The following is a 15,489-nucleotide window of genomic DNA, read 5'->3' as shown; positions in this document are numbered from 1 at the left end:
GTCCTGTCCCCAACTTGGCTGTGCAGGCAGGGCAGCCACCGCGCCAATCCGGTGAATTCCGTGCCCCGCGTCCGGCATCGTCCGGACTTAGGCAGAAATATAAGTGATTCGGGACATATTTGCCAGTCAGAACGTTTTTCCAACCACGCTTCCGAGACCGCTTGCGCTTCGGCTTGAGGGGCGCATTTCCGCGGCCGGTTCGCTTGGTTCCCGGAGGCGGTGCCTGGGCAGGGGAGGTCTACTCGCCGGAGCGTTTGACGACGGCGACGGTGCCGGCGTCGCCGTCCACGCGGACGAGGTCGCCGACGGCGAGCTGCTGCGTGGCGACGCCGGTGGCGAGCACAGCGGGGATGCCGTACTCGCGGGCGACGATGGAGCTGTGGCTGAGCGGACCCCCGACGTCGGTCACCACGGCAGAAGCCATGGCGAACAGCGAGGTCCAGGCCGGCGTGGTCATCCGCGCGACGAGGACGTCCCCCGCGCGCATCCGGCCGAAGTCCTCCGGGCCGCCCAGCACGTTGGCCGCGGCCGTCACCTGGCCGGGGCTGGCGCCGATGCCGCGGATGGTTTCCCCCTGCTGGTCCTGGGCGCCGGCGGGCATCATGGAGCCGAAGAGCCGGTTCATCCAGGGCCGTTGCGGAAGCATCTGGGGCGCGGTGGCCCGCCGCCGGGCGCGCCAGAGCATCCTGCGCTGTTCGACGGCGCCCGCCCGGACCGGTACTGCGGCCCCGGTGATGGCGGGTCCGCCGCTGTCGGCCGCGTCCGCCAGGCCGAAGTCCACCGCCGCGCGCAGCTCGCTGTGGCGGAGCCAGAAAATATCTTCCGCTTCGGCGATCACGCCGGAGGCGGCCAGGCGCCGGCCGAGCTCGCGCAGCATCCGGCGCAGCAGCGGCCAGGCCAGCCCGACATCGGCCAGCGCGTCCTCCCGCACCGGGGCGGCCGCCTGGGCCCAGCGCAGCAGCCTTAGGAAACTGCGGCGTCGCGCCAACCCGAGCCGGGCCAGCACCGCGGCGGTCAGCTCGTCCCGCCGGGCGGCCGAGAGCTGCTGCCGCCGGTGCGGGTCCCGGCCCCGGCCGCCCAGGTAGAACCGCACGGTTTCCAGGTGCGGGGCCGGGTCGTCTGCCGGCACCGGCACGGCGAAGTCGAGGTTATAGACGGCATGCCCGAAGCGGTCCAGGTGCCCGGCGAAGCGCTCCTGCCAGGAATCCCACAGGTTCGCGGAAATGCCCGCAGGGGCGGTCCCGTCTGCCAGCGCCCGCGCCAGCTCGGACACTGGAACCGCCAGGAGTGCCTCGGCCAGCCCGGGCTGCCGGTGCGACCACTCGGCCAGGTCGTAGAGCGACTTCTCGGCCCGGATGGGGGCGCTGTCGAAGCCCAGCAGGAACGCGGAAGCGGGCGGATCCCCGTCCCGGCGCACCAGCTTGTTATAGAAGGCGGTGAAGGCCATCTCGCTGGAGGCGGCGGCCGGAATGACGGACTGCACGGCCGTGTAGTACTCGGTGCCGGCGTCCAGCAGCGTCCCGACGCCGTCCAGCAGCTCCCCGCCGTCGAGCTCCTCCGGCCGCTTCCCGGCCCAGTCCCGGACCGTCGCCACGTAGCGCGGGTGGCCGTACTCGTGCCAGCCCTTGAGGCCCATGTTGGCCCCGCCGCGCGCCAGCTTCAGCATCGCCGGCAGTGTCCTGGCCGTCATCCGCAGCATCGCCGAATTCCGGTAGTAGTAATAGGCGTAGCCGTTCACGGTCGGAAAGCGGACATCGCCGTCGTTCAGCAGCTGGCGCCCCATGACCCGCTCCATCAGGGCTCCCAGCGAGCGGGTCACCGAACCGTCGACCATGTCCGCGAACAAGGGCGTGAGCGGATCCGGCATTTGCTCCACGATGCTGGCCCGGAAGTACATGCCGCCGGGGTAGGGGACGCCCCAGTCCGTCGGCGGTGCGGCGCCCGGTTCCGGCAGGGCGGTGATCGGCCGTGCCTGCAGGATCCACGGCTGGCCGCCGGCCAGCGACCATTCAATGTCCTGGGGCGGGCCGAACAGCCCGGCGATGCGCGCCCCCAGGTCCGCCAGCCCGGCCGCCGCTGCGTCATCGAGCACGGGCTTGCCGCGGAGCGCCTCCGGCAGCTCCTCGCTCCGCACCCCGCTGCCGGCCGGTACGGTCCTCGCCTGCTGCCCGCCCGCGTGCCGCGACAGCACCCGCCGCGTTCCGGCGTCGACAATCAGTTCATCGGTGCCCACGGTGCCCCCGACGACCGCCTCGCCCAGTCCCCAGGCCGCGCTGATGGCAAGCCGGTCGCGGCGCCCATCCGCCGGGTTGGCGGTGAACAGCACGCCGCTCGCGTCGGCGTCGACCATGCTCTGCACCACCACCGCCAGGCGGACGTCGGACGGCGCAATGCGCTCGCGGGCACGGTAGGCCATCGCCCGCGGCGTCCAGAGCGAGCTCCAGCAATTAACGACGGCGGCGGCCACCTCCCGCTGCCCGCGCACGTTGAGGTAGGTCTCCTGCTGCCCGGCGAAGCTGGCGCCCGGCAGGTCTTCGGCGGTGGCGGAGGACCGGACCGCCACCGCCGTGTCGGCGCCGAGCCGGCTGAGTGCCTCGGCCAGCTCCGCAGCGATGTCCGCGGGAACGGTGCCGCCGGTGAACAGGGTGCGGATGCGGGCGGAGGCCTCCTCGTAGGCCTGTGGCGGCGCGTCGGCCGGGAGGTCGGCCGCGGCCAGGATCCGGGGGCCGAAGCCGTTGGCCGCCACGAAGGCAACATAGGCCGCGGTTTCCACGATGAAGCCGGGCGGCACCGGGAAGCCGGCCCGGACGAGTTCACCCAGGTTGGCGCCCTTCCCTCCCGCGGAGGCGAGATCCGTCCGGCCGACGTCCGCCAGGTCCTTGATGAATGCCATGATCCGACCCCCGCCTCAAGATGCCCGTTGGCCGCGCCCTGAACGCTGCTCCGGTCTTGCCCCATACCGGAAGCGGCCACGCTGCCCTCAGGGTACTCCGCGCAGGAGCCGCGCGGGGAGGGGGCCGCATGATCAGGGCGGTAGCTGTCCGGAATACGCCTTTGGACGGATAGACGCGGCCCGGGCAGGGGCTTAATCTGAATTGCGGTCTCTTCGAGCGGCGCCCGATTCCTGCGCCGGAACGCCACACCGAGGGCGCCGTCACTCCACCTTGTTGTCTTCGGGAACATCGTCTTCCGAAACGTCCCAGAAAGCGGCTCATGCTGATCAAACTGGTCCGCCATTATGCGCGGCCTTATCTTCCGTATGTCCTGGCGGTGGTGGTGCTGCAGCTGGCGTCCACCATCGCGGCCCTCTACCTGCCCAGCCTGAACGCCCAGATCATCGACGAGGGCGTCTCACGGGGCGATACCGACTACATCTGGAACACCGGAGCGGTGATGCTGGGGGTCGCCTTCGTCCAGGTGGCCACCGCCATCGCGGGCGTCTACTTCGGTTCGAAGGCGGCCATGGCAGTCGGCCGGGACCTGCGCAAGGGCGTCTTCCACAAGGTGGCCGGGTTCTCCGCGCGCGAGGTCAACGAGTTCGGCGCGCCGAGCCTGATCACCCGCGGCACCAATGACGTGCAGCAGGTGCAGATGCTGGTGCTGATGGGCCTGAACTTCATGGTGTCGGCGCCGATCATGTGCGTGGGCGGCATCATTATGGCGGTGCGCGAGGACCTGCAGCTGTCCTGGCTGGTCTGGGTCTCGGTGCCGGCGCTTTTCGTCGTCGTCGGTTTCCTGGTCTGGAAGCTGATGCCGCTGTTCCGCACCATGCAGACCAAGATCGACGGCATCAACGGGGTGCTGCGGGAACAGATCACCGGCATCCGCGTGGTCCGGGCTTTCGTGCGGGAACCGTACGAGGCCCGGCGCTTCGACAAGTCGAACCGTGAACTGACCGACGTGTCCCTGGCGGTCGGAGCGCTGTTCGTGCTGATGTTCCCGGCGATCGGCATGATCCTGCACCTGGCGACGGCCGCCGTGCTGTGGTTCGGCGGCCTGCGGGTCGATGCCGGACAGATGCAGGTCGGCGCGCTGACCGCGTTCCTGCAGTACCTGCTGCAGATCCTGGTGGCGGTCATGATGGGCACCTTCATGGCGATGATGATCCCGCGCGCCGCCGTGTGCGCGGAGCGGATCGGCGAGGTGCTCAAGGCGGCCGCTTCGATCCACGAACCCGAGCGGCCGACGGTACCCGCGGAGGCGGCCGGCGCGGTCGAATTCCGCAACGTCTCCTTCGCCTACCCCGGGGCCGAGGCTCCGGTGCTGAGCAATGTAAGCTTCACCGCGCGGCCGGGCCAGACGACGGCAATTGTGGGCAGTACCGGCTCCGGCAAGAGCACGCTGGTCTCCATGCTGCCGCGGCTGTTCGACGCCGGCAGCGGCGAGGTCTTGCTCGACGGCGTTCCCGTCACCGAGCTTGCGCGCCAGGAGATCACCCGGCGCGTGGCGATTGTGCCGCAGCGGCCCTACCTGTTCTCCGGAACCATCGCGCACAACCTGCGCTTCGGCGACCCGGATGCCCCTGACGAGGAACTCCAGGAGGCGCTGGCCGTGGCCCAGGCGGACTTCGTGCTGGAGGGGGAGGACGGGCTTCAGTCACGGGTCTCCCAGGGCGGCACCAACGTGTCCGGCGGGCAGCGGCAGCGGCTCTGCATCGCCCGCGCGCTGGTCGCCAAGCCCAAGGTCTACCTGTTCGACGACTCGTTCTCCGCACTGGACGTGGCCACCGATGCGCGCCTCCGGGCGGCGCTGAAGGCCCGGACCAAGGATGCCACCGTCATCATCGTCGCCCAGCGGGTGGCCACGATCCGCGATGCGGACCAGATCCTGGTGATGGAGCACGGCCAGATCGTGGACCGGGGCACACACGAGGAACTGCTCGAGACCTCGCCCACGTACCAGGAAATCGTTGAATCGCAGATCGCAGCCGAGGAGGTGGCCTGAGCATGGACAAGGACAACCGGGCAACGCTGGGGGACGCCGAGGCCGTGCCTGCCGCCGATCCGGCCACCGCGCAGGCCATTGAACCGGTGGCCGCACCCACGCCGGGGGCTGCCGCGGAGGCACAGGCCGAGGCTCTCGCCGGGACATTCGACGAGGAGGAGTACCAGCCCTCCGAGGCGGACGGCGACTGGATGACCGGCACGCCGGCTAAGAAGGCCCAGCATTTCTGGCCCTCGGCGAAGCGGCTCTTCGGCCTGCTGAAACCCGAGAAGGTTGGGATCTTCGCGGTGCTCGCGATGGTGCTGGTCGCCGTCGTTCTTAACGTCATAGCGCCGAAGGTCCTGGGCAATGCCATGGACGTGATCTTCAACGGTGTGGTGAGCAAGAACCTGCCCGCCGGCGTGAGCCAGGACCAGGTTATCGCCGGCCTGCGCGCGCAGGGGCAGGACCAGTTCGCGGACATGCTCTCCGGAATGACGCTCACTCCGGGCGCCGGGATCGATTTCACCCTGCTGGGACGGCTGATCCTGATCGTGCTCGGCATGTACCTGGTCTCCTCGCTCTTCATGTGGCTCCAGGGTTACGTGCTGAACCGGATCGTGATGCGCGTGGTGTTCAACCTGCGCCGCGACGTGGAGGCCAAGCTGAACCGGCTGCCGCTGAACTACTTCGACACCCGGCAGCGCGGCGACCTGCTCTCCCGGGTGACGAACGACGTCGACAACGTCCAGCAGGCGCTGCAGCAGGCTTTCGCGCAGCTGATTATGTCCGCCCTGAGCCTGATCGGCATCACGGTGATGATGTTCATCGTGTCCTGGCAGCTGGCGCTGATCGCGCTGATTGCTCTTCCGCTGTCCGCGGTGGGCGCTGGCCTGATCGGCGTGCGCAGCCAGAAGCTCTTCGCCGCCCAGTGGAAGAACACGGGCGCGCTGAACGGCCACATCGAGGAGTCCTTCAGCGGGCACGACCTGGTCCGCGTCTTCGGCCGCGAGCAGGAATCGATGGCCGAGTTCGAGAAGAAGAACGAGGAGCTCTACAAGGCGTCCTTCGGGGCGCAGTTCGTCTCCGGCATGATCATGCCGATCATGCAGTTCATCTCCTACCTGTCCTACGTCGGCATCGCCGTGGTGGGCGGCCTGCGGGTGGCTTCGGGCTCGATGACGCTGGGCGACGCGACCGCGTTCATCCAGTACTCGCGCGAGTTCAACCAGCCGCTGAGCCAGATGGCCGGCATGGCCAACATGCTGCAGTCCGGCGTTGCTTCCGCCGAGCGCGTGTTCGAGCTGCTGGACGCGGAGGAGCAGGAGCCGGATACGGCGATCGGCACGCTGCCGGCGAAGACGGACGGGCATGTGGAGTTCGAGCGCGTCAGCTTCAGCTACACGCCGGAGAAGCCGCTGATCGAGGACCTCTCCTTTGCCGCGCGGCCGGGGGAGACGGTGGCCATCGTCGGGCCCACCGGCGCCGGCAAGACCACGCTGGTGAACCTGGTGATGCGCTTCTACGAGCTGGACTCCGGCCGGATCACGCTGGACGGCGTGGACATCACGCACCTGAGCCGGGCCGAGCTGCGCTCCAAGGTGGCCATGGTCCTGCAGGACGCCTGGCTCTTCGGCGGGTCCATCTTCGACAACATCCGCTACGGCAACCTGGACGCCACCGAGGAGCAGGTGCTGGCCGCCGCCAAGGCCACCTACGTGGACCGTTTCGTGCGGGCGCTGCCGGACGGCTACGACACGGTGATCGATGAGGAGGGCAACAACGTCTCGGCGGGCGAGAAGCAGCTGATCACGATCGCGCGGGCGTTCCTCGCGAATCCGTCGCTGCTGATCCTGGACGAGGCGACCAGCTCGGTGGACACGCGCACCGAGCTGCTGGTGCAGCACGCCATGGCCGCGCTGCGCACCGACCGGACCTCGTTCGTGATCGCGCACCGGCTCTCCACCATCCGGGATGCGGACGTCATCCTGGTGATGGAGGAGGGGCAGATCGTGGAGCAGGGCAACCATGCCGAGCTGCTCGAAGCCCAGGGCGCGTACTACCGGCTGTACATGTCGCAGTTCGCGGCGGCGGCGGATCCGGCCTGACGCGCGGCGGGGTAGCCAATCCCGCCATCGAGGAAGCAGCTGATGCCCTTTTCCTGCCGGAAAGGGGCATCAGCTGCACAGCCGGAGGGATGGGAGGGACGGGTTTCGACGCGTTCGCGCGCGGGCACATGTTGGCGAAATCTGCGGCCGAAACCTTGACCTCCGGCTTCCTGCGGTAGGAAGCTGGCGGTCAGCTTTGCCCGTCCGGACGAGAGGCCCCGCATGCCTGCAGATATTTGTGCCGCGCCAGCCCGACCCGCCCGCAGGGATTTTCCGAGGAGCCGGCGCGGCCTCCGCCGGATGTTAGTACTCCTGGCCTGTTGGGCGTTCGCCGCGATTGTCGGCCTGGCCGGCGCTCCGGGTGCCGCCGCGGCCCCGGCGAAGGGAGGCAGCGCCACGCCGGTCGGCAACGATGTCTCCTGGCCGCAGTGCAATAAGCTGCTGCCGACCGGGCAGGCCTTCGGGATCGTCGGCGTCAACGGCGGCCTGGCCAACAACACCAACCCCTGCTTGGCCGACCAGCTGGCCTGGGCGCAGCAGTCGTCGGGTGGCACGGGCCAGCCGCTGGTCGCGCTCTACGTCAACACTGCGAACCCGGGCACCGCCGGTTCGTGGTGGCCGATCAGCAACCAGTACGGCGGCACGACCGTCAACAACCCCTACGGCACCTGTGAGGGTGCTCCTGACGAGGCCTGCGCCTACATGTACGGCTATGCGAAGGCCTATGACGACGTCCATCTCCGCGGAGTCGGCAACCCGACCGTCTACCTGTGGTGGCTGGACGTGGAAACCGGGAACACCTGGTCAGACGACCAGGTCGCAAACAGGGCGGACCTCGAAGGTATGACCGCCTACTTCCAGAGCATCGGGGCCCGCGTCGGCCTGTACTCGACCTCTTCACAGTGGGGCCAGATCGTCGGCCAGGTGCCGGCCGGGAGCAACCTCAACCCCCTGCCGAGCTGGCTCGCCGGCGCCCGCACGCTGAACGGAGCCAAGAACAACTGCGCTTCCGCTCCGCTGACTCCCGGCGGCCGGGTGACGCTGACGCAGTTCGTCTCCCGCGGCTTCGACTACGACTACTCCTGCATCTAGCCCGCGGATTGCCGGCCCCGGAGCGGGCCACTATCACCGTCTTTGCGGCTGCCCTTCCCGCCCGGATGCCGCCTCTTCACCGGATGCCGCACCCGATGCGGCGCCGGCGGGAGCGGCGTGACGGCGCATGGTCGGAACCATGCCGGTGGAGGCCGGTTCCGTGCCTCCGGCCAGTCCCGGTTCGACCGGGTGCTCCGTCGTCGGCTTCAGCTCAATGGTGCGCCGCAGCGGGATTTCCCTGATGAACAGCACGGCAACGAGCGCTATGACGGCAATGGCGGCGGAAATCAGGAAGATGGTCGCGGTGCCGTCTCCGTAGGCAGCACGCATGATGTCCCGCACCTGGGGCGGCATCGCGGTTAGATCAAGCGACGCTCCGCTGGCGTCACCCGAGACGGGAATGCCGGCCTTCTCCAGCTCCGCTGCCGCGGTGGAACCAACTTCGTTGGACAGGACGGCGCCCAGGACGGAGACGCCGATCGCGCCGCCGACGGACCGGAAGAACGCCACCGAGGCGCTGGCGGAGCCGATGTCTTTCACATTGACCGTGTTCTGGACGGCAAGGACGAGGTTCTGCATCAGCATGCCCATGCCGAGTCCCAGCAGGAAGATGTAGATGCTGACGATCCAGAACGCGGTCAGGTGGTCCAGGGTGCCGGCCAGGCCGGTTCCGCCGATGACCAGGACTGCGCCGAGGATCAGGTAGCGCTTCCATTTGCCGTAACGGGTGATCAGCTGGCCGGAAACCGTGGAACCGATCAGGTTGCCGGCGATCATCGGCAGCATGAGCAGGCCGGCATGGGTGGGCGTCGCGCCGCGCGCCACCTGGAAGTACTGGCCGAGGAACGTCGTCGAACCGAACATCGCGATACCGACGGAAACCGACGCGATGATGGACAGGGCCGTGGTGCGTTCCGTGATGATCTTCAGCGGGATGATCGGCTGGGCCACCTTGGATTCGACGAACACCAGCAAAGCCAGGAGAACGACGCCGGTGCCCACCATGAGCGCGGATTGTCCCGAGATCCACTCGTAGTAGCCGGCCTTGCCGGCGAAGGAAACCCAGATGAGCAGGATCGAGACTCCGGCGGTCAGCAGGACGGACCCGAGCCAGTCGATCTTGGCCGGACGGCGCATGTGGCTGATCTTCAGCGTCAGTTGGAGCATGATGAGCGAGACGACGGCCAGGGGCACGCAGACAAAGAAGGTCCAGCGCCAGCCCAGCGGGCTGTCCACGATGAAGCCGCCCAGCAGCGGGCCGCCGGCGGTGGCAACCGCCATGACTGCACCCATGTAGCCGGCGTAACGGCCGCGTTCGCGCGGCGGGATGATCGAGCCGATGATGGCCTGCGCCAGCGCGGTCAGCCCGCCCATGGCCGCGCCCTGGATGACGCGGGCGGTCAGCAGCGTGGGCATGTCCTGGGACAGGCCGGCCAGCACGGAGCCGGCCACGAAGATGATGATGCTCAGCTGGACCAGAAGCTTCTTGCTGAACAGGTCCGCGAGTTTTCCCCAGATCGGCGTCGTGACCGCGTTCGCCAGCAGCGCGGCCGTCACGACCCACGCGAAATCGGTCTGGGTTCCGTGCAGGTCCGCCATGATGGTGGGCAGCGCATTCGCCACGATGGTGCTGCTGACCATCGCGGTAAACAGGGCAGCCAGCAAGCCGGTGAGGGCCTGCAGGATCTGCCGGTGGCTCATCCCGCTCGGGGCCGGCTTCGGCACCGGGGATTCGACTGGTTCTATGTGCGTGCGGGTTGCTGTCATTTGGCCGCTCCTGCCATGCTCTGCTGATTGTGCTGGCCCGGCTTCTTTGCGCGGAGTGAATTCTCGAGGGTTGCAGCCAGGCGCTCCATCATCGCTGCGGCCGACGCGGCGTCCTCGTCGCTCCAGCCGACGAGCATTTCCTGCAGCAGGCCGGCCCGGCGCACCGCAGCGGCCCGCAGGCTCGTCTGACCTTCGTCGGTGAGGGAGAGCAGGAACGCCCGGCCGTCTGCCGGATCCTGCCGCCGCTTCAAATGGCCGGAGGCTTCCAGATCGGCGATGTGGCGGCTCAAGGCGGCCGCCCCGATCCCAAGCCGGTCCGCGAGATCCGTGGCCCGCACCTCGCCGGCGTCTCCGATCAGGCGCATCACGCCTTGCAGCGCGACGCCCGGGCCGGCGGGATCCACCGCAACGTGGTGGGCGCAGCGCATTGCCCGCTGGAAGGAGTAGATCCTTCTGATGAGTTGTTCGGCAGTGCCGGATTCTACAGCCATGGGATACCTCAAGTAGTTCGTTTACTAAGGCAACTATATCTTATGTATTTACCTAGGGCAACTAAATATTCGAACCCGCCGGTTTCCTACTTGCGGCAAACCACTTTGCACTGCAAACTGGTTTGCATGAACACTAGCACCGCCGGGAAAGCAGGGGAGCCGTGACGCCGCAAGCCCAGGAACGTCCCGCCGAGCGTGGGGAACCGGAAGAGGCACCGCTGGACCTGCATGCCGCGCTCCGCCTGGTCAATGACGCAGAGACCCGGGCCCGGCGCGAGCTGCATGGCAATGACTGGCTGGTCTACCTCATCTGGGGTTTGGCCTGGCTTGTCGGCTACGGCAGCCTGCACGGCGCCCGCTTCGGCTGGCTGCCGCTGGAACCGGAACGGGCCATGCTGGTCTTCGCAGCCTGCATCCTGGTGGCGCTGGTCTCCACGGTCGTCATCATCACCCGACAGAGCCGCGGAATCCGCGGGCACTCGTCTTTCCTGGGCGCAATATACGGAGGCGGATGGGTGCTTGGCTTCATGACCATGGGCGCGCTCGGAAGCGTCGTCATCGCGATGACCAACGATTACTGGCTGCGCAGCATGGCCTTCAACGGCATCGCCATCCTGATCGTCGGGCTGATGTACATGGCTGGCGGCGCGATGTTCAACGACCGGAACCAGGCCGTCCTGGGCGTCTGGTTCCTGGTAGTGAACATCGTTTCGCTACTCGCCGGCCCAGTGCACTTCCTGAGCGTGCTGGCCGTCCTCGGGCCGATCGGCTTCTTCGCGGCGGCCCTCGCGGGCAGCGTCCGCCGCCGTCGCCTCCTGGCAGGGGCGTGAACATGCCGGAGCTCGACCCCGTAATCCACGCCGAGTCCCGGCTGCGCACCATCACGGTGCTCAACCAGGTGGGGGAGCGGGACAAAATCGCTTTCACCAAGCTCCGCAAGATCCTGGAGATGACCGCGGGCAACCTCTCCACCCACCTGCGCAAGCTCGAAGAAGCCGGCTACATCGAGGTCACCAAGACCATCGAGGGCCGCACTCCCGCAACCTATGTGGGCATCACACCCAAGGGCCGCGCCGCCTATGCCGCCTACCGCGACGCGCTCAAGGAACTGCTCGGCGGCTGAAACCAAGCCGCACCCACCGTCCGCGCCCCGCGGGCGGAGCTGTACTGCGCCAACCTGAGGAGCACACATGTCAGTCCCTGCGCCATCCCTGGCACTATCCACAGTAAGTACTGAAAGTACGACGTCGGTCCTCGCCTCGGCCACAGAAGTCGCCAAGAGCTTCGGCCAGGTAAAGGCCCTGGACGGGCTCAGCCTCGCGATCAACGCGGGCGAGGCGGTGGGACTCCTCGGGCCGAACGGCGCGGGCAAGTCCACGCTGATCAGTTTGCTCTGCGGGCTGCGCCGCCCGGATGCCGGCTCCGTCGAACTGTTCGGCCGGAATCCGCTGGACCCGACGGCCCGGCTGCAGCTGGGCATCACCCCGCAGGCCACCTCCGTCCCCCAGACGCTCAAGCTGCGCGAGACGGTCGACTTCGTGGCCGCCCACTATGCGGACCCGGTTCCCTCCGCCGAACTGCTGGACCGTTTTGGCTTGTCGGACATGGCGGACCGGCAGTGCGGCGCCCTCTCCGGCGGGCAACAGCGCCGGCTGCTCGTGGCGCTGGCCCTGGTCGGGCGTCCCCGGCTGGTCATCCTCGACGAGCCGACCACCGGCCTGGACGTGGACGCCCGCGAGACGCTGTGGCAGCAACTGCGGGACTACCGCGCCGGGGGCGGCACGCTGCTGATCACCAGCCACTACCTCGAAGAGATCCAGGCCTTGGCCAGCCGGGTCGTGGTCGTCGACCGCGGCGCCGTCATCGCGGATGGCACCGTGGAACAGGTCCGCAGCCACGTGGCAATTAGCCGGGTCACGTTCCGCAGCCCGCTGCCGCCGTCGTACTTTGGCACCTGGCCGCACACGGTCGGCTCCTCCCTTGCCGCTTCCGGGGCGACGACCATTGTCACGCAGGACGCCGACGCCACGGTGCGCCGGCTCGTGGAGGAGGGGATCGGCTTCAGCGGCCTCGAAGTCCACGCCGCCACGCTCGAGGAAGCCTTCGTGGCCCTCACCCGCCATGCCCACGCAGCCGCCGCAATCGAAAAGGAATCAGCATGAGCGCCCTGACCCAGCCCGCCCGGCCCGTTCCGGCCGTGGACCCTACCGCAGCCCGACCGGCGCCGAGCCAGGCCTCGCTGGTCCTGGCGCACTCGAAGGCGCAGATCCTCGAGCAGCTGCGGATTCCGGTGGCGGTCATCTCCTCTACCGTCTTCCCCGCGCTGGTACTGCTGTTCTTCGTGGTCCCGCAGGAGCTGGTGACTTCGGATCCGATGGCGTCGCTGACCGCGGTGGCGCAGCTGGCGGTCTTCGGGGTGATGAGCTCGTTCTTGTTCAATTACGGCATCGGCATCGCGGAGGAGCGGGCCAACCCGTGGAGCAGCTACCTGCGGACGCTGCCGGTGGGTCCTGTGCCGCCGACGGTCGCCCGGGCGCTGCCAGCCATGCTGTTCGCATTGTTTGCGCTGGTCCCGGTGCTGGCGATCGGGGCCCTGCTGACGTCGGCGCCGGAGGCATTTGCCGGCGGCGGCCTGTCCTGGTGGCGGGTGCCGCTGGCCGTGGCGGTCTGGCTGGTCTGCGGGCTGCCGTTCCTGGCGCTCGGGCTGTTCATCGGCTACCTGTGCACCTCCAAGGTGGCCGTGGCCGTGACACAGGTGGTGTTCTTTCCGATGGCCTTCGCCGGCGGGATGATGCTTCCGCCGGCGGCGTTCCCGGAGTGGCTCAACACGCTCTCGCTCTTCCTGCCGTCGCGCGCAGCCCGCGACGTGTCGGTCTTCGCCCTCACCGGCGAGGGGCTGGAGGCCGGCTCGGTCTTGTGCCTCGCGGTCTGGACGGTGCTGCTGGGCGGCCTGGCCCTGTGGGCGAACCGGCGGGACCAGGGCCGGCGCTTCCGGTAGCACACGGTCGCGGGGCCCCGGATCCTGTCGCACGGCCTACGGCTATCCGGCAGGCAGCGCCGGACCGGCCTTAAGCTGGGAGGCGTGACTTCACGACAAACGGCGGTCCGTCCCCAGCAAGGCCTGAACCGCACCATCCTCGCCCTGGCCCTGCCTGCCTTCGGGGCCCTGGTGGCCGAGCCGCTGTTCCTCCTGGCGGACTCGGCGATCGTGGGGCACCTGGGAGTGGCACAGCTGGCGGGCGTGGGGCTGGCCGCCACCGTGGTGCAGACCGCCGTCGGTCTCATGGTCTTCCTGGCCTACTCCACCACCCCCGCGGTGGCCCGCATGCTCGGCGCCGGCCGGATCGCGGACGCGTTGGCGATCGGGCGCGACGGCATCTGGCTGGCCGTACTGCTGGGCCTCCTCCTCTCCGCGGCGGGATGGTTCAGCGCGCCGGCGCTGGCCTCGGCCATGGGCGCCGCGGGCGAAGTCCACGAGTACGCCGTCGACTACCTGCGCTGGTCGATGCCCGGCCTGACGGCGATGCTGATCGTCCTCGCCGCCACCGGCGTGCTGCGCGGCCTGCAGGACACCAAAACGCCCCTGCTCGTGGCGGGCATCGGGTTCATGGTCAACATCGGGTTGAACTTCGCGCTCGTGTACGGGCTGGACTTGTCGGTGGCCGGTTCGGCGCTGGGCACCAGCCTGGCGCAGTGGGGCATGGCCGCGGTCTACCTGGTCATCGTCTACCGGGCCGCCGTTAAGTACCGCATTCCGCTGGCGCCGACCTGGGCCGGCATCAAGTCCACCACGCACGTGGGCTCGTGGCTGATGCTGCGCACCCTGAGCCTGCGGATCGCCATCCTGGCCACCGTCTTCGTCGCCACCTCGCAGGGGCCGGTGAGCCTGGCGGGGCACCAGCTCGTCATGACGGCCTTCACCTTCCTGGCCTTCGCCTTGGACGCCATCGCCATCGCCGCGCAGGCGCTGATCGGGAAGGAACTCGGCGCCGGGAACAGGCCGCTGGCCCATTCGCTGACCCGCCGGATGATCATTTGGGGCGTCGGCTTCGGGGTGCTCACCGGCGCCATCCTGGGGCTCGCGGGCCCGCATATCGGCTGGATGTTCACCTCCGATCCGGCCGTGCAGGAGGCCTTCGCCGTCGGCGTGCTGCTGCTGGCCCTCAGCCAGCCGATCTGCGGCTTCGTCTTCGTGCTGGACGGGGTGCTGATCGGGGCGGGCGACGCTAAATACCTGGCGATTTCCGGCGTCGTGAATCTCCTGATGTACCTGCCGCTGCTGGCCGTGGTCGACGCCGGACGGCTGTCCGGTGCCGCGGGGCTGGTCTGGTTGTGGGCGGCCTTCGGGCTCGGCTATATGGCCGCCCGCGCACTGACCCTCGGCTGGCGCGTGCGCAACGATGCATGGATGGCCACGGGGGCGCACTAAACTCGTAGGGGTGAGCACCAACAGAGCAGCCCAGGCCGCAGCCTACTGGCAACCCATTATGCTGAGGGCCCTCGTGGCCGCGGTCTTCGGGGCCCTGACCATCTTCTGGCAGGAGCCGGGAGAGGCCGTCATGGCCGTGGCCGGCGGGCTCTACCTGCTGCTCAGCGGCGCCGCCGTGTGGATGCTCTCGCGCAGGTCCGAGGCGGCGGAATACCGCACGCTGCTGACGCTCCAGGCCGGGTCCTTCGCGGTCGCCGGGCTGCTGGCCATGGCGCTGCAGGCCCCGCCGACCTTCACGATCCTGGCCACCGCCGCCCTGCTGATCGGCGGCGGCGCGGAACTGGTGCTCTGGTGGCAGAACCGCGGGGAGCAGGGCTCCGTGCTGGCCAAGGACTGGCTCATTACCGGCGCCGTGTCGGTCGGGTTCGGCGTCGCCATGCCCTTCTTCACGCACCTTGGCGCGCATGCGCTGCTCGGCGTGCTGGGCGGCTCGGCCATCATCATCGCCGTCGTGCTGGGCATCGCGGCGCTCAGCTACCGGTTCGATGCGCGGAAGGCTGCGGCCGCCTAGGTCCGCCACCGCCCGTCCGCCCCGGTCCGCCACCGCCCGTCCGCCCGCGCCCGCCCCGCCTGCTCCAGCCCGACCCGCCCGCCCGGTCCCGGAGGCGGGCTTGCTGCC

Annotated in this window: 12 protein-coding genes; 9 read left to right on the top strand and 3 right to left on the bottom strand. The window is 68.9% G+C overall.

Annotation, left to right across the window (positions count from 1 at the left end; all coding sequences use genetic code 11):
• Positions 1–238: 238 nt before the first annotated feature.
• A complete protein-coding gene (locus tag WFH44_RS11985; protein WP_336714092.1) occupies positions 239–2,893 on the bottom strand; it encodes a PEP/pyruvate-binding domain-containing protein in 2,655 nt (884 codons plus the stop codon).
• A gap of 320 nt (positions 2,894–3,213) precedes the next feature.
• On the opposite strand from WFH44_RS11985, the gene WFH44_RS11980 reads away from it, so the two are divergent.
• The 3 genes from WFH44_RS11980 to WFH44_RS11970 all read left to right on the top strand — a co-directional run bounded on the left by WFH44_RS11980 (position 3,214) and on the right by WFH44_RS11970 (position 8,123).
• Entirely contained in the window at positions 3,214–4,944 is a 1,731-nt protein-coding gene (locus WFH44_RS11980; RefSeq protein WP_336714091.1) for an ABC transporter ATP-binding protein, read from the top strand.
• A gap of 2 nt (positions 4,945–4,946) precedes the next feature.
• Positions 4,947–7,031 carry an ABC transporter ATP-binding protein gene (locus tag WFH44_RS11975; protein WP_442892902.1) on the top strand — a complete coding sequence of 695 codons (2,085 nt, stop codon included), beginning with the start codon at positions 4,947–4,949 and terminating at the stop codon, positions 7,029–7,031.
• Between the two features lie 300 nt (positions 7,032–7,331).
• The gene (locus WFH44_RS11970; RefSeq protein ID WP_336714090.1) at positions 7,332–8,123 is read left to right on the top strand and encodes a hypothetical protein; all 792 of its coding nucleotides are present in this window, start codon (positions 7,332–7,334) and stop codon (positions 8,121–8,123) included.
• A gap of 33 nt (positions 8,124–8,156) precedes the next feature.
• On the opposite strand, the gene WFH44_RS11965 is transcribed toward WFH44_RS11970, so the two are convergent.
• Positions 8,157–9,824 carry an MDR family MFS transporter gene (locus WFH44_RS11965; RefSeq protein WP_336714161.1) on the bottom strand — a complete coding sequence of 556 codons (1,668 nt, stop codon included), beginning with the start codon at positions 9,822–9,824 and terminating at the stop codon, positions 8,157–8,159.
• A gap of 62 nt (positions 9,825–9,886) precedes the next feature.
• Positions 9,887–10,381 carry a MarR family winged helix-turn-helix transcriptional regulator gene (locus tag WFH44_RS11960; RefSeq protein WP_336714089.1) on the bottom strand — a complete coding sequence of 165 codons (495 nt, stop codon included), beginning with the start codon at positions 10,379–10,381 and terminating at the stop codon, positions 9,887–9,889.
• Positions 10,382–10,542: 161 nt separating this feature from the next.
• Between WFH44_RS11960 and WFH44_RS11955 the strand changes: the two genes are divergently transcribed.
• The 6 genes from WFH44_RS11955 to WFH44_RS11930 all read left to right on the top strand — a co-directional run bounded on the left by WFH44_RS11955 (position 10,543) and on the right by WFH44_RS11930 (position 15,381).
• A complete protein-coding gene (locus tag WFH44_RS11955) occupies positions 10,543–11,211 on the top strand; it encodes a hypothetical protein (protein ID WP_336714088.1) in 669 nt (222 codons plus the stop codon).
• Between the two features lie 2 nt (positions 11,212–11,213).
• Positions 11,214–11,504, top strand: coding sequence for a transcriptional regulator (locus WFH44_RS11950; protein WP_336714087.1), 291 nt, complete (start codon positions 11,214–11,216; stop codon positions 11,502–11,504).
• Positions 11,505–11,571: 67 nt separating this feature from the next.
• On the top strand, positions 11,572–12,543 hold the full coding sequence (locus WFH44_RS11945; protein ID WP_336714086.1) for an ABC transporter ATP-binding protein: 972 nt from the start codon (positions 11,572–11,574) through the stop codon (positions 12,541–12,543).
• On the top strand, positions 12,540–13,379 hold the full coding sequence (locus tag WFH44_RS11940; RefSeq protein WP_336714085.1) for an ABC transporter permease: 840 nt from the start codon (positions 12,540–12,542) through the stop codon (positions 13,377–13,379). The genes WFH44_RS11945 and WFH44_RS11940 overlap by 4 nt, the downstream gene beginning before the upstream one ends.
• 84 nt (positions 13,380–13,463) lie before the next feature.
• On the top strand, positions 13,464–14,810 hold the full coding sequence (locus tag WFH44_RS11935; protein WP_336714084.1) for an MATE family efflux transporter: 1,347 nt from the start codon (positions 13,464–13,466) through the stop codon (positions 14,808–14,810).
• A gap of 10 nt (positions 14,811–14,820) precedes the next feature.
• Positions 14,821–15,381 (top strand): hypothetical protein, encoded by a 561-nt coding sequence (locus WFH44_RS11930; RefSeq protein WP_336714083.1) that lies wholly within the window; start codon positions 14,821–14,823, stop codon positions 15,379–15,381.
• Positions 15,382–15,489: the final 108 nt, after the last annotated feature.

It is taken from the genome of Arthrobacter sp. USHLN218, assembly GCF_037144715.1.
GTDB lineage: Bacteria > Actinomycetota > Actinomycetes > Actinomycetales > Micrococcaceae > Crystallibacter.
This window is presented reverse-complemented; position numbering and strand designations above follow the sequence as displayed.

Coding starts and splice junctions, on each gene's coding strand:
- WFH44_RS11985 (WP_336714092.1), bottom strand. CDS start 2,893: ATGGCATTCATCAAGGACCTGGCGGACGTCGGCCGGACGGATCTCGCC.
- WFH44_RS11980 (WP_336714091.1), top strand. CDS start 3,214: ATGCTGATCAAACTGGTCCGCCATTATGCGCGGCCTTATCTTCCGTAT.
- WFH44_RS11975 (WP_442892902.1), top strand. CDS start 4,947: ATGGACAAGGACAACCGGGCAACGCTGGGGGACGCCGAGGCCGTGCCT.
- WFH44_RS11970 (WP_336714090.1), top strand. CDS start 7,332: ATGTTAGTACTCCTGGCCTGTTGGGCGTTCGCCGCGATTGTCGGCCTG.
- WFH44_RS11965 (WP_336714161.1), bottom strand. CDS start 9,824: ATGAGCCACCGGCAGATCCTGCAGGCCCTCACCGGCTTGCTGGCTGCC.
- WFH44_RS11960 (WP_336714089.1), bottom strand. CDS start 10,381: ATGGCTGTAGAATCCGGCACTGCCGAACAACTCATCAGAAGGATCTAC.
- WFH44_RS11950 (WP_336714087.1), top strand. CDS start 11,214: ATGCCGGAGCTCGACCCCGTAATCCACGCCGAGTCCCGGCTGCGCACC.
- WFH44_RS11945 (WP_336714086.1), top strand. CDS start 11,572: ATGTCAGTCCCTGCGCCATCCCTGGCACTATCCACAGTAAGTACTGAA.
- WFH44_RS11940 (WP_336714085.1), top strand. CDS start 12,540: ATGAGCGCCCTGACCCAGCCCGCCCGGCCCGTTCCGGCCGTGGACCCT.